Annotated in this window: 27 protein-coding genes and 5 pseudogenes; 12 read left to right on the plus strand and 20 right to left on the minus strand. The window is 59.4% G+C overall.

Annotated features, from left to right (window positions below):
* Positions 1–36: 36 nt before the first annotated feature.
* The 3 genes from SINAR_RS0100125 to SINAR_RS01000000132845 are packed head-to-tail and all read right to left on the minus strand — an operon-like array spanning position 37 to position 804.
* Complete coding sequence (locus SINAR_RS0100125; protein ID WP_027997151.1) at positions 37–411, minus strand: hypothetical protein; 375 nt, start codon at positions 409–411, stop codon at positions 37–39.
* A complete protein-coding gene (locus SINAR_RS1000000137280; protein WP_084616904.1) occupies positions 404–574 on the minus strand; it encodes an EsV-1-7 cysteine-rich motif-containing protein in 171 nt (56 codons plus the stop codon). Before SINAR_RS1000000137280 ends, SINAR_RS0100125 begins: the two co-directional genes overlap by 8 nt.
* Positions 571–804, minus strand: coding sequence for a hypothetical protein (locus SINAR_RS01000000132845; protein WP_050577395.1), 234 nt, complete (start codon positions 802–804; stop codon positions 571–573). Before SINAR_RS01000000132845 ends, SINAR_RS1000000137280 begins: the two co-directional genes overlap by 4 nt.
* Before the next feature lie 141 nt (positions 805–945).
* Between SINAR_RS01000000132845 and ligD the strand changes: the two genes are divergently transcribed.
* Positions 946–1,908, plus strand: coding sequence for a non-homologous end-joining DNA ligase (gene ligD, locus SINAR_RS0100140; protein ID WP_033056854.1), 963 nt, complete (start codon positions 946–948; stop codon positions 1,906–1,908).
* Between the two features lie 53 nt (positions 1,909–1,961).
* On the opposite strand, the gene SINAR_RS0100145 is transcribed toward ligD, so the two are convergent.
* From SINAR_RS0100145 to tnpA, 4 genes and pseudogenes are all read right to left on the minus strand, one after another.
* Entirely contained in the window at positions 1,962–2,420 is a 459-nt protein-coding gene (locus tag SINAR_RS0100145; protein WP_027997153.1) for an SMI1/KNR4 family protein, read from the minus strand.
* Positions 2,421–2,499: 79 nt separating this feature from the next.
* Positions 2,500–3,717: pseudogene (tnpC, locus tag SINAR_RS01000000132850) on the minus strand (IS66 family transposase); the annotation flags it as partial.
* Positions 3,718–3,762: 45 nt separating this feature from the next.
* The gene (gene tnpB / locus SINAR_RS0100155; protein WP_027997154.1) at positions 3,763–4,110 is read right to left on the minus strand and encodes an IS66 family insertion sequence element accessory protein TnpB; all 348 of its coding nucleotides are present in this window, start codon (positions 4,108–4,110) and stop codon (positions 3,763–3,765) included.
* Positions 4,107–4,505 (minus strand): IS66-like element accessory protein TnpA, encoded by a 399-nt coding sequence (gene tnpA / locus SINAR_RS0100160; RefSeq protein ID WP_027997155.1) that lies wholly within the window; start codon positions 4,503–4,505, stop codon positions 4,107–4,109. Before tnpA ends, tnpB begins: the two co-directional genes overlap by 4 nt.
* Before the next feature lie 200 nt (positions 4,506–4,705).
* On the opposite strand from tnpA, the gene SINAR_RS0100165 reads away from it, so the two are divergent.
* On the plus strand, positions 4,706–4,897 hold the full coding sequence (locus tag SINAR_RS0100165) for a hypothetical protein (protein ID WP_027997156.1): 192 nt from the start codon (positions 4,706–4,708) through the stop codon (positions 4,895–4,897).
* Positions 4,898–4,985: 88 nt separating this feature from the next.
* Here SINAR_RS0100165 and SINAR_RS0100170 read toward each other — a convergent pair whose 3' ends face one another.
* The 4 genes and pseudogenes from SINAR_RS0100170 to SINAR_RS1000000138130 form a co-directional block, all read right to left on the minus strand.
* Positions 4,986–5,348 carry a hypothetical protein gene (locus SINAR_RS0100170; RefSeq protein ID WP_027997157.1) on the minus strand — a complete coding sequence of 121 codons (363 nt, stop codon included), beginning with the start codon at positions 5,346–5,348 and terminating at the stop codon, positions 4,986–4,988.
* An 84-nt stretch (positions 5,349–5,432) separates the two neighbouring features.
* Positions 5,433–5,567: a hypothetical protein gene (locus tag SINAR_RS1000000136345; protein ID WP_150851956.1), complete on the minus strand. Its 135-nt coding sequence runs from the start codon at positions 5,565–5,567 to the stop codon at positions 5,433–5,435.
* A 258-nt stretch (positions 5,568–5,825) separates the two neighbouring features.
* Positions 5,826–6,083, minus strand: a pseudogene (locus SINAR_RS1000000138400) (CPCC family cysteine-rich protein).
* A gap of 322 nt (positions 6,084–6,405) precedes the next feature.
* Entirely contained in the window at positions 6,406–6,534 is a 129-nt protein-coding gene (locus tag SINAR_RS1000000138130) for a hypothetical protein (protein WP_272913666.1), read from the minus strand.
* 166 nt (positions 6,535–6,700) lie between these two features.
* Between SINAR_RS1000000138130 and SINAR_RS1000000134895 the strand changes: the two genes are divergently transcribed.
* A protein-coding gene (locus tag SINAR_RS1000000134895) for an IS5 family transposase (RefSeq protein WP_234710547.1) occupies positions 6,701–7,482 on the plus strand; the annotation gives its coding sequence in 2 pieces (ribosomal slippage) (positions 6,701–7,031 and positions 7,031–7,482; 783 coding nt in all).
* Between the two features lie 27 nt (positions 7,483–7,509).
* On the opposite strand, the gene SINAR_RS0100200 is transcribed toward SINAR_RS1000000134895, so the two are convergent.
* Together SINAR_RS0100200 and SINAR_RS0100205 are read right to left on the minus strand one after the other, a co-directional pair.
* Positions 7,510–7,848: a hypothetical protein gene (locus SINAR_RS0100200; protein ID WP_027997160.1), complete on the minus strand. Its 339-nt coding sequence runs from the start codon at positions 7,846–7,848 to the stop codon at positions 7,510–7,512.
* A gap of 93 nt (positions 7,849–7,941) precedes the next feature.
* Positions 7,942–8,250: a DUF6678 family protein gene (locus SINAR_RS0100205; protein ID WP_027997161.1), complete on the minus strand. Its 309-nt coding sequence runs from the start codon at positions 8,248–8,250 to the stop codon at positions 7,942–7,944.
* A 72-nt stretch (positions 8,251–8,322) separates the two neighbouring features.
* Between SINAR_RS0100205 and SINAR_RS0100210 the strand changes: the two genes are divergently transcribed.
* Positions 8,323–8,787 (plus strand): DUF2280 domain-containing protein, encoded by a 465-nt coding sequence (locus SINAR_RS0100210; RefSeq protein ID WP_027997162.1) that lies wholly within the window; start codon positions 8,323–8,325, stop codon positions 8,785–8,787.
* Between the two features lie 283 nt (positions 8,788–9,070).
* Here SINAR_RS0100210 and SINAR_RS1000000137595 read toward each other — a convergent pair whose 3' ends face one another.
* The gene (locus SINAR_RS1000000137595) at positions 9,071–9,313 is read right to left on the minus strand and encodes a hypothetical protein (RefSeq protein WP_234710554.1); all 243 of its coding nucleotides are present in this window, start codon (positions 9,311–9,313) and stop codon (positions 9,071–9,073) included.
* Between SINAR_RS1000000137595 and SINAR_RS1000000137600 the strand changes: the two genes are divergently transcribed.
* The gene (locus SINAR_RS1000000137600; protein ID WP_234710548.1) at positions 9,286–9,429 is read left to right on the plus strand and encodes a hypothetical protein; all 144 of its coding nucleotides are present in this window, start codon (positions 9,286–9,288) and stop codon (positions 9,427–9,429) included. The two genes, SINAR_RS1000000137595 and SINAR_RS1000000137600, sit on opposite strands and share 28 nt — an antisense overlap.
* Positions 9,430–9,441: 12 nt before the next feature.
* Here the strand turns inward: SINAR_RS1000000137600 and SINAR_RS1000000138405 are convergent, their stop codons facing one another.
* Positions 9,442–9,771: an immunity protein Imm33 domain-containing protein gene (locus SINAR_RS1000000138405; RefSeq protein WP_027997163.1), complete on the minus strand. Its 330-nt coding sequence runs from the start codon at positions 9,769–9,771 to the stop codon at positions 9,442–9,444.
* Between the two features lie 89 nt (positions 9,772–9,860).
* Between SINAR_RS1000000138405 and SINAR_RS0100225 the strand changes: the two genes are divergently transcribed.
* The 3 genes from SINAR_RS0100225 (at position 9,861) to SINAR_RS0100240 (ending at position 11,482) form a co-directional block, all read left to right on the plus strand.
* Positions 9,861–10,043, plus strand: coding sequence for a hypothetical protein (locus SINAR_RS0100225; protein WP_027997164.1), 183 nt, complete (start codon positions 9,861–9,863; stop codon positions 10,041–10,043).
* 634 nt (positions 10,044–10,677) lie between these two features.
* Entirely contained in the window at positions 10,678–10,941 is a 264-nt protein-coding gene (locus SINAR_RS0100235) for a hypothetical protein (RefSeq protein ID WP_150851957.1), read from the plus strand.
* 49 nt (positions 10,942–10,990) lie between these two features.
* On the plus strand, positions 10,991–11,482 hold the full coding sequence (locus tag SINAR_RS0100240) for a hypothetical protein (protein ID WP_027997166.1): 492 nt from the start codon (positions 10,991–10,993) through the stop codon (positions 11,480–11,482).
* Positions 11,483–11,662: 180 nt separating this feature from the next.
* Here the strand turns inward: SINAR_RS0100240 and SINAR_RS1000000137105 are convergent, their stop codons facing one another.
* Positions 11,663–11,815 carry a hypothetical protein gene (locus tag SINAR_RS1000000137105; RefSeq protein ID WP_158500185.1) on the minus strand — a complete coding sequence of 51 codons (153 nt, stop codon included), beginning with the start codon at positions 11,813–11,815 and terminating at the stop codon, positions 11,663–11,665.
* A gap of 374 nt (positions 11,816–12,189) precedes the next feature.
* Here SINAR_RS1000000137105 and SINAR_RS0100250 point away from each other — a divergent pair, with 374 nt between their 5' ends.
* The 4 genes and pseudogenes from SINAR_RS0100250 to SINAR_RS1000000136360 all read left to right on the plus strand — a co-directional run.
* A complete protein-coding gene (locus SINAR_RS0100250) occupies positions 12,190–12,798 on the plus strand; it encodes a hypothetical protein (protein WP_027997167.1) in 609 nt (202 codons plus the stop codon).
* 219 nt (positions 12,799–13,017) lie between these two features.
* Positions 13,018–13,470, plus strand: a pseudogene (locus SINAR_RS1000000137605) (phage minor head protein); the annotation flags it as partial.
* A 5-nt stretch (positions 13,471–13,475) separates the two neighbouring features.
* Positions 13,476–13,553: pseudogene (locus SINAR_RS1000000138250) on the plus strand (HK97 gp10 family phage protein); the annotation flags it as partial.
* Between the two features lie 99 nt (positions 13,554–13,652).
* Positions 13,653–13,857 (plus strand): annotated as a pseudogene (locus SINAR_RS1000000136360) (helix-turn-helix domain-containing protein); the annotation flags it as partial.
* 411 nt (positions 13,858–14,268) lie between these two features.
* Here the strand turns inward: SINAR_RS1000000136360 and SINAR_RS01000000132870 are convergent.
* The 4 genes from SINAR_RS01000000132870 to SINAR_RS0100290 are packed head-to-tail and all read right to left on the minus strand — an operon-like array spanning position 14,269 to position 17,985.
* The gene (locus tag SINAR_RS01000000132870) at positions 14,269–15,048 is read right to left on the minus strand and encodes a maleate cis-trans isomerase family protein (protein WP_050577397.1); all 780 of its coding nucleotides are present in this window, start codon (positions 15,046–15,048) and stop codon (positions 14,269–14,271) included.
* A gap of 32 nt (positions 15,049–15,080) precedes the next feature.
* Positions 15,081–16,025 (minus strand): XdhC family protein, encoded by a 945-nt coding sequence (locus SINAR_RS0100280; RefSeq protein WP_027997169.1) that lies wholly within the window; start codon positions 16,023–16,025, stop codon positions 15,081–15,083.
* Position 16,026: 1 nt separating this feature from the next.
* On the minus strand, positions 16,027–16,608 hold the full coding sequence (locus tag SINAR_RS0100285; protein ID WP_027997170.1) for a UbiX family flavin prenyltransferase: 582 nt from the start codon (positions 16,606–16,608) through the stop codon (positions 16,027–16,029).
* Positions 16,609–16,611: 3 nt separating this feature from the next.
* The gene (locus SINAR_RS0100290; RefSeq protein ID WP_027997171.1) at positions 16,612–17,985 is read right to left on the minus strand and encodes a UbiD family decarboxylase; all 1,374 of its coding nucleotides are present in this window, start codon (positions 17,983–17,985) and stop codon (positions 16,612–16,614) included.
* Between the last annotated feature and the right edge of the window lie 11 nt (positions 17,986–17,996).

The raw sequence follows: 17,996 nt of genomic DNA on the forward strand, positions 1-17,996 counted from the left end.
GCGCCGCCCCGAACTTCTTCACCAAAGCGCGACGGTCTAGCCTGCTATCGCGCCCGCAGGCGCGACATCGGCAGAAGAGCTCATACCAATCGGGCAGGTTTGCAAACGTGATTTCATCTGGAGAGCCGGCCGGCGTCGCCGCACCGTCGGCCGGCTTCTTCGAGAGAGCAATCTCTCCTTTGCGACAATGGTGTCCCCATAGTGCAATTTGCAGCGGTCGTAGAACTTATTTGTTGTCCGATTACAGCCAATTGCAATTGCAAGTTCCGTCAGCAGGCCCGGCATACTCCGGTCGCCGATCCGATCCAGCATTGCCTTGGCGTCGTAGGTTTTTCTGACGCCGCACTCGCATTCGATCCGGATTTTCTCACCTACGAACTCGGACAGCCGCCAGGATCCTGCTCTAGGCATGTCGAGGCTTCCATTCGGGCTTGTGTTCGAAGCAGAACCAGTTGGGTTCGGACTTGCCTACCGCGAAACCGAAGCTGCCCCATTTCGTGCAGCCTGGATGCTCGCAGTAGTGGACGTACATGCTGGAGTCCTTCTGGCGAACGGCCCCTTGTTCGTCACTCATGGTTGCTCTGCCTCGCTTCCAGGGATGCAGGCGGGCCTCCAGCCCCGTGTGAAGCCGAGGCTCATGGCGATCTCGGCAAGAGCGAGCTGCTCGCGTAAGTGTTTGCAGTCGGCCAACAGTGTGCGGATGGTCGCTTCAACGTCACCGTCGTGCCATGCCAAGGCTGCAGCAACTTCGTCGATCTCCTGATCGGATCGATCAACTTCGCATGCTTTCTTCGCGGCGAGCATAGTTCCTCCTTCCCGTGCAAGCACGGGCATCTGCCTCAACGTTTCAAGATGGCGGCCGCATCGCCGATGGATGTTCTTATTATGTTCTCTACGCCGAAAGAGTCAATTCGGCTTTTCGCGGCCCCATGCGTTAATGGGGTAATGGCCAGAGCATCCTCAAAGAAGCCTCGCGACATTCCCCCGACTGATCCTATGCCGGCGCGGATTGATCCCTGCCTTGCAACGCTCGTCGACAAGCCGCCAAAGGGGCCGGAGTGGGCCTACGAGGTGAAATGGGACGGCTATCGGGTGGCGGTGCACATCGAGCCCGGCCGGGCGAGGGTGCTCACGCGCGGCGGCTACGACTGGACCCAACGTTTCCCGACGATCGCAGATGACGCTCGGCGGCTCGCTGTGAAAACCGCCATCCTCGACGGGGAGGCGGTCGTTCTCGATGAGCACGGCCGGTCGGATTTCGGCATGTTGCAGCGGGCGCTCGGTCGCTTGCCGTCGGCGGTCGAAGCCGGTGCCATCATCTTCTATGCCTTCGACCTGCTCTATCTCGACGGCCGCGACCTTCGCCGGCTGCCGCTGGGCGAGCGGCGCCGGATGCTTGAGCCCCTCGTCGCCGGTCGGGAAGGGGCGATTCGACTATCCGAAGAGGTGCAGGCGGATGGCGACGAACTCCTCCGTGTCGCCTGCGCTCACGGCCTCGAAGGCATCATCGCCAAGCATATCGATAAGCCCTATCGCTCCGGCCGCGGCGAGTGGTGGCAGAAGATCACCTGCAAGCGCCGTGACAGCTTCGTGATCGTGGGGTTCGAGCCGTCGACCGTGCCCGGCCACCTCGGCCGGCTGCTGCTGGCCGCGCGCAAGGACGGAGTGTTGGTTTATGTCGGCGGTTGCGGGACGGGCTGGTCACATGAGCTTTCGCGCGAGCTCCGCAAACTGCTCGAGGGGATGGTGGCGAAAGCGCCGGCCGTGGCCCTGAGGCGGAAAGGTGCCGTCTTCGTCGAGCCGGTTCTCGTCGCCGAAGTCGAGTATCGCGCCTGGACGGATGACGGGAAGCTGCGGCATGCAGCGTTCAAGGGAATAAGGCCGCGAGAGGACGAGACGGCGATTTAGGAGCTACCGTCCTACTGAGTCTGCTGAGACTCCTCGCTATCAGTCTTGGGAACTTACTTCCTTTTCCGAATGACGGTTTGAGCTACGAAGGAGAAGAAGTTCTCCGCCTCCGTTTCGAAGGTTGGTCCGGCCATGTCGAGACAAAAAACCGCTTCCCCTAGTGCAGGGCAAAGGCAATATCGCCAAGTGGCGCCACTATCCCCAATGGCAACCGCATCAGCAGGGATGGCGTCCCCTTCAGGTCGTCGGCCGTATACACTTTGGTAGGCGTCTGACTGATAAAGCTTAAACGATGGGTGCTGTTCAACGAGGCATGCAGGCTCCGGTTCGTAGATGTTGAATTCCCGCGTCGTTGATCCCGTCCCGATCTTTCGAATGAACTCCAGGTACTGTTTGGAAATGTTGGGGTAGAGTTCGGCAATGGTCATTACATCGCGATGGGATACCGGCTGCAGCGATGACAGTTCATTCTTGCGGTCAAGAGCGAGCAGCTGGCTGAGTTCGTTGATCATGAGATTTAAGCATCCTCCATGCCTAGGCTGCTGACGCGGGGCCGGCTGCGCGTTTTAACATATCGCTAATTGTCCGAGGCTGGCTTCTCCCAAGATCGCTGGCGGAGAGACCGTTGATGTCGCGCTCGATGTCGAACAGCGCGTCGATGCGCTTGACCGCCTCCAGCGCAACCGTCGAGACCGCGGCAGCATTCTTGCCGCGTTTGGCGTTGCTGGCGATGTCGGCGAGCACGAAGAACTTGCGCCGTGAATGGGCCCAGCACAGCGCCTGCGTCAGTGGAACGGGATCGCGATCGACCTTGAACAGTGGGTTATAGCCGCCATAGGCGTCGGCCTGCAGAATGCCGGCGAAGCTCTTCAAATGACGCTCGGGATGCTCCTGCCGCCGGTCGCGCGAGGCATAATAGAGCGCCGCCGGTGGCGATTGCCCGCCGAACGGCCGGTCATCTCTGACATAAGTCCAGATGCGACCCGTATCGGTCTTGCCCTTCGCCAGGATCGGCACGGTGGTGTCGTCGCCATGCAGTCGTTCGGCGGCCAGCACATGCGCTTCGATCAGCGCATGCACCGGCTTCAATGCCGCGGCGCAGGCCCCGACCTGGTCGGCGAGCGTCGAGAGGCTGAGATCGATGCCTTCACGGGCATAGCGCTCGCTCTGCCGGTTCAGCGGCTGATGCTGACCGAACTTCTCGAACAGGATCATCGCCAAGAGGTTCGGCCCGGCAAAGCCGCGCGGCGTCACATGGAAGGGTGCCGGCGGCTGGGTGATCTTCTCGCATTCGCGACAGGTAAACTTCTCGCGCACGGTCTGGATCACCTTCCACTGACGCGGGATCACCTCCAGCGTCTCGGTGACGTCTTCGCCGAGCTTCGCCAACTTGCCCGAGCCGCAGCACGGGCAGTTGGCTGGCGCGGCAACGACGACGCGCTCGCGCGGCAGATGCTCGGGGAAAGGTTTGCGCGACGGACGCTTGCGCTCGAACGCCCTGACCGTGGATGAGTGTGCCGTCATCTCCGCCGCCAGTTCGTCTTCGCTGGCGTCGGCCTCCAGTTCCTCGAGCTGCAACTCCATCTGTTCGAGAAGCCTGGCCTTGCGCTCCGAGCGGCTGCCATGGATGTCGCGCTTCAGCTTCTCGATCTCCAGCCTGAGCCGGGCGATCAGCGCATCCGAATGCGAGTTCACGGCCTGGGCGCGAGCGGCGAGCGCCTCCGCCTCACGGCGGGCCGCGCGCTCGGCGAGGATCATCGCGTGCGCGCTGGCAAGGTCGTCGGGAAGCTGATCGGCCGCATCGGTCATGGCGGGATGGAATCATATTCGCTCGCGCCGTGCCAGCGGTTTTGCTCATCCTGCCGACGTCGGACGCCAGGTTTTTTGCGGCATTCGCCAGTCGATGCCTTCGAGCAAATAGCCGAGCTGGGCGGGCGTGATAACCACCGTGCCGTCGGCCGCGGATGGCCATATGAACCGCCCGCGCTCGAGCTTCTTCGTGAAGAGGCAGGCACCCTGGCCATCGTGCCAGATCACCTTGATCAGACCGCCGCTCCGGCCCCGGAAGACGAACAGATGGCCGCTCATCGGATCGCGCTTCAACGTCTCCTGCACCATCAGCGACAGGCCGGGAAAGCCTCTGCGCATGTCGGTATAGCCCGTCGCCAGCCAGACCTTCACACCGCTCGGGACGGGGATCATCGCCGCTCCAGCACATCAAGAATGCGGGCCAAGGCTTCGGTGTCGATGTCACTCTCGACCCGGAGACGACGACCGCCGCCAAGCTCGATCATCACCATGCTTGCTTTCTTGCGCAAGCGAGGGGCCGGCGGCGGCTCCGGTAATGCCGGCGTCGGCACTGGCAACGTCCCGACGACCTCCACCGGAACGAGTTGCGGGACGGACGGCGCGGAGACCCGGCAGAGCTCCTTGCGCCAGCGGAAAAGCTGGCTCACGTGGATCCCCGCCGAGCGCGCGATCTCCGAAACACTGGCGGTTGGCTCGAGCGTTGCCGCGACCAGCCGCTCCTTCTCCTCTCGAGACCAGCGTCGACGACGCTCGACCGACGTGATCACCTCAATCTGATGCTTCGCCATAGGACTACTCCTAGTGTTTGCACTAGGACTGCAGTCTTCAGCCTACGTCAGCAAGGCGGCCTTCACCGGAGGCTTACTTCCGTTCAGCATTAACGCTTAAACTGGCAGTAGAGGTTTCACTTTCAGCAGGCAGGGCAACTGGTATGCCACATGGCTCAGCCGGAGCTTGCAACTAGCGCATTGGTTGTTAAGTTGTTGGCATGCTGCCAACTGGTGACCCGAAGCTCGCATTCAAAATTATCGCCACCACCGCGGTCTACGGATTCGTGGTGATATTGATCGCCGAGTGGTTCGGTGGTGTCGTTGCCCTTTTTGCGGGCGCAGTCGGCTTTATCGCGTTTCTCGCGCATTTCGCGCTTACCGAGTTGGGTAAGACGCGAGAGCGTAAGTGACCACCCAAGATCGCCGCCTATGCGGTAGGGTGGTCGAATTTCATTCCCGCAGGCAGAGCAAATGGTAAGCCGCTCTTAGTTCGAGACATCAATCGATGAACGCGAATGCCAATCCACGAGCGCGAATATAGAAGTTTGAGCGCTGAATCTCTTCCACCGCTATAGCCTCGCTGTCATACAGATCAAAAAGATGTTCTTCACCCAATCTAGCATAGCTAATTCCAAGGCCGAGGCTGAAAATCTGGGTTCTGCTTTCAAATAACCGGAACTCCGACACTCCATCGAAAGTGAGTGCGATCTTCTTACGAGCATAATCTTTGAAATCATCGATCGTGCTGATCTCCATCGTTATTTCGTAATTGCCTCCGGGACATAGCTGCAACAGCATCTTTTCGACCACCGAGTCGGCGAAGTATCCGAAACGCCTGAGAATGTCTTCAGCACTGTTCACGTATGTCTCCCTCTCAGAGCCGCGTGGCTCATAACCACGAAAGACCGGGTTCGATTCCCGGGCCTGCAACCAACTTTCTGCGCATCAGGTGCGGTGGGCGAATTCCCATCGGCCGGTGGCATTTAGTTTCAGTGCCAGCGCATCCCACGCCTGCGCCTCCGTGTTCTCGCACAGTTCTCGAAGGAAATTGTCGAGCGCAACGAGGTCAAACGAAGGCATGATTAGCACGCCTTATGGAGAGCAGAGGGAGGTTGCGTGTTTCTTCAGGAAGCGGCGCGGTGAGCATACCTCTGCCGCAAAGGCGTCCGCTCCGCATCCGGATCCTGCATAGAAATCGATGCTGAACTCGAAATCTTCAGGGTCGTCCGGCTNCCAGCCTGCACCTTGCTTGTCGTGATCCAGAATTCGGAAGCCGTGATAGCGGGCTTTCATGGAGTATGCTCTCTGTTCGAGGAATGAGCATCGGCATGGAACANCTTATTTNATTANGGNNCACTTCTCTGTGGATNGNGGAGGNCTNACNTTGGTNATGAAGCGNTCGTCNGANGCGCCGAAAGCTGCATAGTNGGCCCGCGCAGCATGCAGTGACAAGCGGCCATTAGGCCCGCCTCTTACCACGTCGGCTTCATCCTCGTCCTGGCCGTCNTCCTCCCAGAAGCAAACCGGANANANTTCATNCTCGGCNCGNGCAGANAGCGTCCGGTGTTTGCAGCATGGGCAGTAATCGTGGCTCATGCGCTTTTATCCAGAATTCGTCAGCCTTAGCCAAGAGGTGATGCATGCTCTACCGTGTCATTGAACACGATTCCGGCCCTACGGGGATCCGGGCATGGAAGCTCTCATCAACGAGTGGGCGGCCAAGGGGTATCGCCTAGATCAGGTGGTCCGGAGATCGACATACCAGTGCTGCTGATTTTCGCCCTCACTGCAGGCGCAGAGCACTTCGGTAGCTCAAGAGGCTCACGGGAGAAACTGTTTGCTGCGTTCAATCAGCAGTTCAACCGCTTCGAAAGGGATGTCTTCTTCACGGGCCCAGAAGGTCATTCGGCCCGTTTCGTCAGAGTAAAAATTCGGCTAAGGCTTTTTGAGCGTCGGTATCCGATAGTTCCAGATACATCCCATCACGCTGAACGTCACTGCCGCGGATCAGGCGAAATCTTCGCCCGTCAATCTCGATAGCTTCCAAGCTTGGTCTCCCTTGCGTACGGTACTGGGGTCTGCCTCATTTCCGCGTCTCCGCCCAATAATCTCTGAGCATGGGCTTGAGGTTAGAGGTAGTCTAGGGCCTGTTGACAAAGTGGATTCCCAAATCAGGTGAGGCGTGATTCAAGACTGCCTTTTAGGAGGTGGTATTGGCACGAGGCGATTTGAGCGATGCGGAATGGCGGATCATCGAGCCGCTCCTACCAAGTGAGCGGGGTCGCAAATCGCGGCCATCGCAAGACAATCGTCGGTTCCTGAATGGAATGCTGCATGTCCTGCGCGTCGGATGCCCATGGCGGGACATGCATGAACGATACGGGAAATGGAACTCTGTCTACGTTCGCTTCCGCCGGTGGGCCGCGCAAGGAGTATGGGATGCGCTACTCGAAACGCTGGTCGAGTTGGGATTGACCGATGACTGGCAGCATATGATCGACAGCACCACAGTTCGGGGCCATTCTCAGGCTGCGGGCGCTAAAGGGGGACTCATAAGGAGGCTTTTGGTCGATCACGCGGCGGCTTTACGACAAAAATTCACGCCCGCGCAGACGGCCAAGGACGCCCTCTTGGATTTATCCTAACGAGCGGCGAAACCTCTGACTACAGTGCCGTTGCCGATCTTCTCGCTATACCGGTGAATCGTCCGCGTCGGATGTTGGCCGATAAGGGCTACGACGCCGATACCATCCGGGAAGAATTGCTGTTTCATGGAACGCGGCCGGTCATACCGCCCCGCGCAACACGAAGGAAGCCACCGCCGTGCGACTATCATGCTTATAGGGACCGCAACCGTATTGAGCGGATGTTCAATAGGATCAAGCAGTTCCGCCGAATTGCGACCCGTTACGACAAGACCAAAGCTTCATTCGCAGCATTTTTGGCCATCGCAGCCGTGAAAGTCTGGCTCCCACATTTTGTCGCGAGGCCATAGGCTACGCACCCGTCAACAGGCGTACTTCTAATGAAACTTCTTAAGGACGATCAGGCGTTCACCATCGCGGCCCGTCCACTCAGACGCAGCATAGAAAAAGCAGCTCGGGTAATCTTCCAAGTAAGGCTTTTCTAACACATGCAAGTTTGGGCAGATTGACTTCCAAAATTCAAAGCGTTCATTCAGGGGTATCCAACGCAGCGGCCTGCCCACGTCAACTTCAACGAACCTAATAGGCGTTTCCCGAAGCATAGCGCGGATATCTTCTTCCGTGAGGACGTCCTTCACACACTGACCGAACTCTCCGTTGTCATCCCACAGCTTGCTCAACGACCCGCCCACATACCTTCGCTCTACATCGGTCATTTTTATCCTGCCATTCCGGCTTCGTCGCACCGTATGCCGGCCTTGGCACTACAAAGCATCCTTATAGAGAGATGTTCGCTTGGGAAGGTACAACTACACTTTGTCAACAGGACCTAGTGTCTGGCCATTCTGGCCGTAGCCGAAGACCCGGAACCCAGCCTCCGTCTCTTCCCCAGGTAGGTGGATCGCCTTCAGGGCAGCTCTGATCGCTTGTCGATGAGAGGGATCATCAGCGGTGATGTCTGCGAAGAGAATGCTCGCATATCCGCCTGACCGAAAATGATAGAACCACTCTCGGTCGTCACCGGAGTAGTGGCCGTTGAGATCCTTGCAGCGCCAGAGCGGCCGCCGATCAAGCGCGTGCATCGCCAGGCGCAGCTCGTCCCACTTCGTGTTGTTCATGCCAGGGTGCAGCGGATCCACTGATGTTCGCCTTCGGGTGATGAGTCGACCTGACCGGAGCCTGACACAGACATGGCAAAAGGAAAACTCAGCGAGGAGGTGAAAACCTTCATCGTACAAAGCCTCGCCTGCTTCGACACGCCTTCGATCGTCGTTGAGGCAGTCAGGAAGGAATTCGGGGAGACGATCACGCGCCAGTCGGTTGAAGGCTACGAACCGACAAAGAAGGCCGGCAGCAACCTCGCAGAGAAGTGGAAGCTGCTCTTCGAAGAGACCCGCAAGATCTTCCTGGAGGATACGGCGACCATCGCCATCAGCCACCGTGCCGTTCGGCTGTGCGCTCTGCAGCGCATGGCAGAGAAGGCAGAGAACCACGGCAACATGGTGTTGGCGGCATCATTGATCAAGCAGGCGGCGGAAGAAGTCGGCAACGCCCATACCAACCGCCGCGAATTGACGGGAAAGGATGGAAAGGACCTGCCGGTACCAGTATCGCCGGTGACGATCTTCCAGTTGCCCGACAATGGCAGGAGCTGAGCAGGGGAGGGCGGCCCAGACGATCATCCGGCCGCAGCCGGCCCGCAGGCGGCTTCTCGGCGGTAACTGGAAGATCAGGCCGACGGCTGGGCCCTTGTTCCAGCGTGGTTGGTGTGAGGTCGTCGGTGCTATCCCGGCATCGTCAAATGGATGCGCGGCTGGGATATGGCGGGACGCCGAAGACGGAAGGCACCGACCCGGACGCCACGACCGGTACCAAGATCGGCAAGCGGGCGGATCGGCGCTACATCGTCGCGCACCATCGCAACCACTTCCTGTCACCTCAGGCGTCGAGCGGCTCATCAGAAACACGGCGGAAGCCGATGGCAAGGACGTGCACATGTCGCTGCCGCAGGACCCGGGCCAAGCGGGCGAATCGCAGGTCACCAACCTGACGAAGCTCCTGGCTGGCTTCACGGTACAGGCCACGCCAGAGTCCGGTGACAAGGTCACACGGTTCAGCCCTTTCTCCGCTCAGGCGGAAGCGGCAACGTTCTGGTGCTCCGCGCACCTTGGAATGCAGCATGGTTTTCGTCGCTCGAAGGCTTTCCTGGGGCGACGCACGATGACGACGCCGACAGCACGAGCCGGGCATTCAACGCGCTCCTCAGTGCAAGCACGTACACGCTGGCGAACATCTAAGGTTCAAATGCACTAGGTTGATGGGCTCAACAATGTCTCGTCGTACCAGACGTCTTCGTAGCCGTTAGCGATCAAGAACCGCCAGCCAGGAGGCAAGGCAAGGTAGGGTAGAGCCGCAGGACAACGCTCGGAAAGGTGCTCAACATGCATAGGCTTGAAAAAGTCAGCCTCGGTTGAGAGCTCTCCCCCTGCCCAGATAAACCAACCGCATGTCCCACTCTCGGGCGGGTGTCGCAGCCCATTGAGCGGCAATTCTCCACGCAGGGCGCTGTCAGATATCCCGAGCTTGTCACGATTATCCGGTGGCGTGCTGTTGGCGCTGTAGCGTCCGCAGACATCCATTTGGCGGTCTCCATCCCACGAAGCTCGCGACTATCACAATTTCCAGCAATAGTCGCCACTGCGCGTCGAACAATCTTGTAGGAGCGGATATGGGAAACATCATCGCTTTCGTCCGCGGACACCCTGACAAATATGGTCGCCAGCTTGGGTACCAACCGGAACTTCCCACCGGCCAAGCCAATCAGATGATGCGCATGGAGCGGTTGGACGGAATTGGGCCAGCCCGGTATGGTGAACTGAACCAGCTAGAGGGCGTTACGATCAAGTGGTAGTACGGGAGACAGGACTGCTCTGATGAACAATATAGTAAAGGTACGGGTCCAATGGTCCGATTGGAAAATTAATCACCTGCCTCCGTCTGGGGTCTATACAGCCGCAGCGAAGTTTCCAGAAGATGAGGCGACCTGGCCGAGAGAAGGATGGAGTGTTGTATTGCAGTTTGACTCAGAGGGTATGGGCAGATCTGGGACTGCAACTGCGCGATTTCTCTCTCCGAGCGGCCCATATGAACGGTTTAAGCCCGGATGCGAATTTGAAATGTGTGAAGGGAATAGAGTCTCCGCGAAAGTAACAGTTCTTGAGGTCTGTTAAGTAGAGTCTCTCTCCCGGAGTTTGCATGAAAACTAATACGCCGCTTGCGACGCGCAATGAAATGACCTTTGCGGGTTTGCTTTATTGGTTCCGCAAACATCATCATGCCGCGTTCAGCCGCTGACGCGGTAAAAACCATCGGACAGCTCCGGCGCCGTGTCCCATGCATAGCTAAAGATCCGGGGGCCTGGCGGTTTGGGCAAAGTAGGCGTTGGCGGCGTTATTGTGGGCGGGACAGTCGCTGGCACTGGAGCACTGGAGTTCGGGACTGCGGGAGTCGCGACACGAGCTGCAGCTGGGGCGGCCAGTGCCGGAGTGGCATTCGGCGGAGCAATAGCTGCTGATGGGGCAAAGGATCTAACCGATTCATTGTCGGGCGCCGTACAAATGGCGGATCAGTCTTCCGGCGGCGAGAAAAGTCCAAGCCGGCTCAACAAGGAGATTGAAAGAAGGCAAGCTCCGAAAGGCGTTAAGCGCGTTGACATCGGAAAAATTAAAGGGGAGCAAACCCACGTACACTTTGACGATGGCGCAGCATTGAACAAAATGGCTCTTGGAAACATGGGTACCGTGATTTGACGAAAGACCAGAGCGATTGGCTCACAAGGAATGGATGGAAACTGCCGAAATGACGACAAACATTTCATTGCTTGAATGGTTGAACGATGCCTTTGAGAAACCAGGCGGTGAGCCGCAGTCGGTACACCTGGATGAACTCGACGATTGGAACCCCGTCAAAAGTTCTGGGACGCAATATGCGTGTGAGGCTTACGCACTACTAGAAGAGGCCGCGCGGGCAGTAGTAATGCGCCCGGAGACCAACTGGAACTCTATCGTACTTTACCTGCCGCTCGGAATGACAAAGGATATTGCCTTTTGGGATCAGCTGTTATGGGATCGCGTTGCCGAGAAACCGGAACCTCCTTCCTTATATGTGGTGAGAAGTTCATGGACGTTTGACGAAACATCCGAGGAGTACCGTCGTCCCCTGGCGCCTCCGTTCCACGTTAACTTCGCTGTAGAAACGATCTTTAGGTCATTCCGGGACGGAGAAGCGGTCGAGAAAGATTGGGAGTTCTGCTCTGGAATCTACGCTATAGTCCGCTCCGAAGGAGCTTGAGCTCTCACCATTAGCCGTGAGCGCGTAGGTTACCGACATCAAAAATGACAGCGACGCTATGCCGCCATCGGCGAGAGCGCAACGAGGCAATGACGACGCAAAGGAATTACGTTGGCGAGCGGTTCTTACCTCGCCTAAGACACGTCGCCAACGACGTCGCTAATGACGTGTCTTAGGCCATCAAGGCGCTATCTGGCAGGCGGTGCCAATCGGGCGGTTACCGTCGAAATCAATTCGCCGCGCGAGATCGAGATCAAAAGCGCCGTAGGGATTGATGTGGGCGTAGATGAGCGGCGTCGGCGTCAGCTCGTCGACGTCCGCACCGGCACGCACGACGGCATCGCCAATGACGACCTCGACAACGCGTTCCTTAATTGCCGCAGATCTCGGCTGCTATTCTTTCGCCAGAGCAGAGCTTTGCTCACCATCTCTACTAAGCTCCCGTCGCCATCGAAACAGCGTAAGCGGCAAGGAGACCCCGTCTGGCGTAGAGGGTTAGCGGTCGGATATCGGTAGCGCACGTTGTGAGCCGAAGTGAGCTTCTATGTCTGCGCCTAGTTCTGGAACTAGAACCTTCCATATGATCGAAGCGCCGACGTATATGGGGGCTACCAAACTCTCGAGCGACACATTTTTGGCAAAGAAGCTGACTGGCAAAATGCTGGCCGCTGCAAAGACAGAGCCAAGCCAGTGGATGGAAGAAGATTATGAGGAAATCCGTCGACCTATCGGCAATAAGGGAGCGTGCTCAAGGTGTTGCAGACGGCATCGTGAGCCCCGCGGAAGTCGAGCTTGCAAGGGAAGTACTTAGGAAACGAAGCGGTGATATCGCCTCTGCTCTGTATATTGTCGGCTTCTGCGGTAATTCGTCAGATGCGGAACTCATCGAAAGTTACATGCATAGCGCAGAACGCGATGTTCACGGGGAATTGGCTCTGAAGGCTCTTTGCAGGTATCTTGGACTTATTGAGCGTTACCGTTTCCTGGTCCGAGAGCTCATATTGTCGGATCAGGACCTGGGGTGGTCAGGGAGCCGAATGGCAGCTATTCACCTCGCTGACATATACTTGGCGAATTTCCAAGACAACGAAGTGGGTTGTAGACTACTGAATGTCTTTTGTGATTTTGCGGATGCATCGCAGCCCGCCGCCCGTTCCGTGCTCGTGAAAATTCTAAACTTGCGACAGGCCGTTTCGGACCCTTTCGGGCTGGATTCTGAGGAGTGGAACGCGGATGCCGATGTGATCTTGAGCGCGGCAAAAAAGCGATTCGAATGCAAAGACGACCCGCGTCGGCGTAAGAAGTTGCTTCACTAGGTGCCGGAGAGCAGCAGCGGTGCCCCCATTGTGCGTAACGGAGCCTGAGCAACGGTTTAGCGTACGCTCAGGTGAGTGACGATCGGCTACCTGCGGTGCTCACCGAACGGTTACGGGCTAGCTATAGGCGCAGACATAGATGCTCACAGTCTGTGAAATCGTCTCTCCGCCATACCTTACCCAACCCCGATGCTGCTAGACGGGGTCTCCTTGTCGCTTACGCGCGACAAGCGGTTCGACAGGATCGTCATGGCCGCGGTTAGGGCGGACAAGCCTGTCACCGGCGAGGCCCTCACCAAGATAGTCGGCCGGTTGCACGACAAAAACCTGCTTCTCCGCGGCGAAATGCTGGCGCGCACCAAAACCATGATGGCGCTTACCACGGCGCCGCGACGAGGCGATGCGGCAGCAGGTCGAGGCCGGAAAGGTCCAGGGCAGGACGTCACAAAGGTATGGCGGTCCGCCGGAGACAGCCGCGTGCGTCACACCCATCGTTTCCTCAACGGTTAGAGCGTCGGCATGGATGAGGTGTTTCAGAGCCCGTTGGGTGCGCTTCTTATGTTCCCGGGCGATCCGCGCGCACCGGTGTCGGAGATCTCGGGCTGCCGGTGTAGGCTCGAATACAAGGCGGATTACATCGGCGCCGTGGCGCGCTGGTACCGTGCCGAAGTTGCCTGGTGGCAACGCTCTCTTTCAGCGCGGCTGTGGCGCAGTGGGCCGACACGGTCGAGGGTGCAGTCGAAGCCATCTTCAAAACCGAGAGTTCCATAAGTTATCTTATGTGATATGTTATAACATTACAATACATTATTTCCAAGTGCGACATGCCAATGATTAATGGTGGAGATTTTGGGATGTCCCGACGCTATTCGCAGCTGAATCTGGCCGATCGACGCCGCCTCTTCCACTTTGTCGAACGCAAACTGCCGATCAAAGAAATGGCGCGCGAACTCGGTCGTCATCGATCGACGATCTATCGCGAGATCCGGCGCAACACCTTCCACGATCGCAAGCTGCCCGACTATAGCGGCTATCTCCCAACGGTTGCTGACGGCATCCGAAAAGAACGGCAGCAGCGTCCGATGGCGCTCACAGCCAGCGGGCTGATCCGTTCGGGAATTGTCCGGGGCGAGAACCAGCCTTCGGCAACCACAGGGTCAGTCGGCCGGCGGGGAAGCCGGGAGAGCATGTTTGCGGCGTAGATAATCGAAAGCGTATGGCCGGCCTCGGTGCTTTCGGCGATGCACAGCACGCCAAGGGGCAGCACTAGCATTCCGAGGTTCGCATGCAGGACCTGCACGACCGCCAGCTCGAGCGAATCCGGGTGATGCACCGGGCCGACAGGCAGGTCCCACACTCCGACATCCCGATCCTGCGCCGTCCGGGTGAGCAATATCCTGCCTTGCGGGTCGCTCACGACAGCGCCGCAGAGCAGGATTGGCCCTTTCGCCGGCGGTAAGGGGTCAATTCTCATGCGTTGTCTCCAAACATTTGGCGTGTCATTCGAGAAGCGCCGTGAGGTCTCACCGAACCCGCGAACAACGAGCCCCAGCCCTGCAGTGGCGCCGTCTCGACACCCGCTAGCGTCAGGCTTTTCCAGACGGTCGTCGCAATCGAGTCGTAGACCGGGATGCCAAGTTCCTGTTCGAGCGCCGCCGCAAGCGGTGCAGCGCACATGTTGGTGCAGACGACCGCGACCGCATCGCAGCCCTGGCGGGCGACCGCGCGCACCATGCCGGAAACCTCGGCTTCGGTAACCTCGGCAAAGGAGAAATTGTCCTGCAAGCCGTAGTGCCGTTCCGCGCTGCAGGTAAAGCCGGAGGCGCCCCAATTGGCCATGATTCTTGCCTGCACATCGGCGAGATAGGGCGTCACGAGACCAACGGTCCGCACACCGCTTGCCTCAAAAATCTCGCGGAAGGCCAGCACCGAGGTGCAGGCGGCAATGCCTGTCGCTTCGGTGATGCGCTCGCACAGGCGCTCGTCGCGATCGAAACCGAGCCAACTAGCCGACGTGCCGTTCCAGGCGATCACGTCGACTTTCGCATGGGCAATCAGCTCGGCCGCGCGCAGGATTTCGCTGTCGTCGAACTGGCCGAGAGCCTGTTCGGAAAGCGCGATTTCGGTGACCTTGAAACGCGAGAAATGCGCCGAGACCTCGGGCAAAGCGGACAACATTGCTGTCGTCACCGGTTCTAGCACGGTGTTGGACGACGGAGTAAGCATGCCGAGCCGGACGGTGTGGACCATGTCCTCAAATCCTCTTGCGTTTTGGGCCATGTTCAATTGGCGTCGGCGTGCGCAGCTCTGTGCATATACTTCTGCGCGATATCGGCAACGACGGAGAGTGCCAGCGATTTGGCATCCCGCGCCCGGTCAAAAATGCCGATCGGCGCCTTGATGCGGGCGAGCGTCGCCTCGTCATGGCCGCGCTGGCACAAGGCCTCGCAGCGGCGGGCATGGGTGCGGCGGCTGCCGAGGGCGCCGATATAGAAGGCGCTGGAGGCAAGTGCTGCGTCGAAAACCGGCAGCTCGCGGTCGATGTCGTGGAAGAGCAATGCGACGGCGGTATCGGCGTCGATCTGGTCGGATGAGGGAATCTGGCCCCGATCGAGGAGGACGGTCTCATAGCCCGAGGCAGTCGCGGCCCGCGCCACGGCGTCGGTCTCCATCGGGGTGCCGGCGAGTAGCAGGCGCGGTTTCGGCCGGTAGGCGCGTACGAATTCATCGCCCTCCCAGCCACTTGTGGCTCCCCCGGGCTCGAATGACAGAACTTGCTGACCGGGATGGTAGCGCAGTTGCGCCGACGTGCGGCGCTGCAGGGCCGCCAGTGCAAGATGCAGCGCTGCGGCGTCGCGCAGCACATGGATGGTAAACGTGATGCCGCCGCCGCAGGGCAGGACGACATCGAAGAAGGGCGATCCCTCCCCCAGCCGCAGGTTACGGTCCATGCCCTTCTGCAGCGCGATCACCGCTTCGGCTGCGACGGCGGCTTCGGTGCAGCCGCCGGAGACGAAGCCGCAATAGAGGCCATCTTCCCGCACCGCCATCTGCGCGCCGATGGCGCGGGCGGCACCGCCGCGGATTTCGACGAGGGTGACGAGAGCCGTGGCACGGCATTCCTCCAGCGCCTCGGCGGCGAAGGCGAGGATGTCGGCCGCATCGTCGGAGAGAAATGCGGCGCGAGGGGCAACCATGTCCGTGTCCTGGGCGATGCGGGCGGCCATGTCATTCCTCTCCTTGCGTACCCTGCCAGCGGTGAACGATGCCGGCGTCGAGGTCGAACAGATCGAGCACCCGGCCGACCGTGTGGTCAACCATGTCCTGAAGGCTCTGCGGCTTGGCATAGAAGGCCGGCACCGGCGGATAGATGATGCCGCCCATTTCCGTCACATGCGCCATGTTGCGGATATGACCGAGATGCAGCGGCGTCTCGCGAAGCATCAAAACCAGCCGGCGCCGCTCTTTCAGCACCACATCGGCGGCGCGCGAGAGAAGGTTGTCGGTCGTGCCAGTGGCGATCTCGGCCATGGTTTTCACTGAACAGGGCGCGACGATCATGCCGAGCGTCCTGTAGGAACCGGAGGAACAGACAGCACCGATATCCTTATTGGAATGGGTCGTCGTCGCCAGTGCTCCGAGGTCCTGCTTGGTGAAATCCGCCTCGGCCGCGAGCGTGATGCAGGCGGCGCGCGACATGATCAGGTGCGTCTCGATATCGAGATTGCGCAGCACTTCAAGGATGCGCTTACCGTAGATGACCCCGGAAGCCCCCGAAATGCCGACGATCATGCGTCTTGGCTGGGTCATGGCCTAGCCAACGCTTTTCAGAATGGAGGCGGCGCGACCCATGGCCTCGTCGCTGATGCGTGCACGCACGCCATGCAAATTCGGCCCGCGGGTGGCATCGAGACCCATGCGCGAGGTGGTGCCGATGCCGCTTGCCGAGGGATCGAGCGCGTTGCCCGGCAGCCCCTCGATGATCACTACATCCTTGTGCGGTTGGAAATGGGTGGCGAGAGCCCACAGCACTTCACTGTCCTTGGTGATATCCACATCCGCGTCCACCACCACGACATTCTTCAGGTACTGGTCCCAGCCGAGCAGGCCGAGCATCACCTGTCGCGCCTCACCCTCGCGGGTCTGGTTCATGGCGATATAGGCGTGGAAATGGGTGCCGGACGACGGATAGTGGACGGCCGTGATCGACGGGAAGCGGGCCTTCAGCTTCTCCACCACCTCGGCTTCGCGCGGCACGCGGCCAAGGTTGAGGTGTTCGGCCGAATTGCCGCCGGCGACGGACACCAGCATCGCATCGCGCCGGCGCAGGATGGTCTCGACGGTGAAGAGATTGTTGGTCGAGCGATCGGAGGAATAGCCGGTGAACTCGCCGAATGGCCCCTCCTCCACATGGGCGGCGGGGTCGATGACGCCTTCCAGCACAATCTCGGCATGGGCGGGAACACGGATACCGTATTTCGGCGTGCGAACCACCTGCAAGGACTCGCCCATCAGGCCGCCGGCCACATCGCGCTCGTCCTCGCCGAAGCCAAGGCGGGCGGAAGCCGCTATCATGAACAGGGGATGGCCGCCGATCACCATGGCGACGGGCATCGGCTGGCCCTTCTCCTTGGCCATGTTCATCAACCGCCAGAGATGGCCACGCGAATGCAGCGAGGTCGCCAGACAATTCTTCGAATGGATCATCGCGCGGTGATAGCTCAGATTGCCGGCCCCGGTTTCCGGGTGCTCGCCGATGATAATGCCCGACGTGATGTATTTCGCGCGGTCGGTGTCGAAGTGCTTGAGCATCGGCAGCGCGTGCAAATCTACGTCGTCGCCGGAAATGGTCTCTTCCATGACCGGGCCGCTTTCCAGCCGTTCCGGCGTGAACGGCTTGTTGGAGCGCGCCTGATAGGCCTCATGCAGCCTGTCCGCCGTCGAGCCCAGCAGGCGGGCGATGCGGTCGCGCGAGGCGAAGATGTTGCAGACGACTTCCGCGCCGATGCCATCGACGTTCTTCAGGTGCAGCATCGGGTGCTGGCCCTTTTCCGCTAGGGTCCAGATCAGCGCAGTGGCATCCTGATCATCCGAGACCGGCCGGTCGATGGTGATGACGTCCTCGGGATGCTCGGCCCGGTAATCGGCCAGAAAACGGCGGACGTCTTGCTTGTGGTACTGGCTCATCTCTCGGGCCT

Source organism: Sinorhizobium arboris LMG 14919 (assembly GCF_000427465.1).
In the GTDB taxonomy this organism is placed as follows: domain Bacteria; phylum Pseudomonadota; class Alphaproteobacteria; order Rhizobiales; family Rhizobiaceae; genus Sinorhizobium; species Sinorhizobium arboris.

Bases quoted from the DNA above. Each gene is read 5' to 3' on its own strand.
- SINAR_RS0100125 (WP_027997151.1), bottom strand. From the start codon at position 411: ATGCCTAGAGCAGGATCCTGGCGGCTGTCCGAGTTCGTAGGTGAGAAA.
- SINAR_RS1000000137280 (WP_084616904.1), bottom strand. From the start codon at position 574: ATGAGTGACGAACAAGGGGCCGTTCGCCAGAAGGACTCCAGCATGTAC.
- SINAR_RS01000000132845 (WP_050577395.1), bottom strand. From the start codon at position 804: ATGCTCGCCGCGAAGAAAGCATGCGAAGTTGATCGATCCGATCAGGAG.
- ligD (WP_033056854.1), top strand. From the start codon at position 946: ATGGCCAGAGCATCCTCAAAGAAGCCTCGCGACATTCCCCCGACTGAT.
- SINAR_RS0100145 (WP_027997153.1), bottom strand. From the start codon at position 2,420: ATGATCAACGAACTCAGCCAGCTGCTCGCTCTTGACCGCAAGAATGAA.
- tnpB (WP_027997154.1), bottom strand. From the start codon at position 4,110: ATGATCCCCGTCCCGAGCGGTGTGAAGGTCTGGCTGGCGACGGGCTAT.
- tnpA (WP_027997155.1), bottom strand. From the start codon at position 4,505: ATGGCGAAGCATCAGATTGAGGTGATCACGTCGGTCGAGCGTCGTCGA.
- SINAR_RS0100165 (WP_027997156.1), top strand. From the start codon at position 4,706: ATGCTGCCAACTGGTGACCCGAAGCTCGCATTCAAAATTATCGCCACC.
- SINAR_RS1000000136345 (WP_150851956.1), bottom strand. From the start codon at position 5,567: ATGCCTTCGTTTGACCTCGTTGCGCTCGACAATTTCCTTCGAGAACTG.
- SINAR_RS0100200 (WP_027997160.1), bottom strand. From the start codon at position 7,848: ATGACCGATGTAGAGCGAAGGTATGTGGGCGGGTCGTTGAGCAAGCTG.
- SINAR_RS0100205 (WP_027997161.1), bottom strand. From the start codon at position 8,250: ATGAACAACACGAAGTGGGACGAGCTGCGCCTGGCGATGCACGCGCTT.
- SINAR_RS0100210 (WP_027997162.1), top strand. From the start codon at position 8,323: ATGGCAAAAGGAAAACTCAGCGAGGAGGTGAAAACCTTCATCGTACAA.
- SINAR_RS1000000137595 (WP_234710554.1), bottom strand. From the start codon at position 9,313: ATGCTGCATTCCAAGGTGCGCGGAGCACCAGAACGTTGCCGCTTCCGC.
- SINAR_RS1000000138405 (WP_027997163.1), bottom strand. From the start codon at position 9,771: ATGGATGTCTGCGGACGCTACAGCGCCAACAGCACGCCACCGGATAAT.
- SINAR_RS0100225 (WP_027997164.1), top strand. From the start codon at position 9,861: ATGGGAAACATCATCGCTTTCGTCCGCGGACACCCTGACAAATATGGT.
- SINAR_RS0100240 (WP_027997166.1), top strand. From the start codon at position 10,991: ATGACGACAAACATTTCATTGCTTGAATGGTTGAACGATGCCTTTGAG.
- SINAR_RS0100250 (WP_027997167.1), top strand. From the start codon at position 12,190: ATGAGGAAATCCGTCGACCTATCGGCAATAAGGGAGCGTGCTCAAGGT.
- SINAR_RS01000000132870 (WP_050577397.1), bottom strand. From the start codon at position 15,048: ATGGTCCACACCGTCCGGCTCGGCATGCTTACTCCGTCGTCCAACACC.
- SINAR_RS0100280 (WP_027997169.1), bottom strand. From the start codon at position 16,025: ATGGCCGCCCGCATCGCCCAGGACACGGACATGGTTGCCCCTCGCGCC.
- SINAR_RS0100285 (WP_027997170.1), bottom strand. From the start codon at position 16,608: ATGACCCAGCCAAGACGCATGATCGTCGGCATTTCGGGGGCTTCCGGG.
- SINAR_RS0100290 (WP_027997171.1), bottom strand. From the start codon at position 17,985: ATGAGCCAGTACCACAAGCAAGACGTCCGCCGTTTTCTGGCCGATTAC.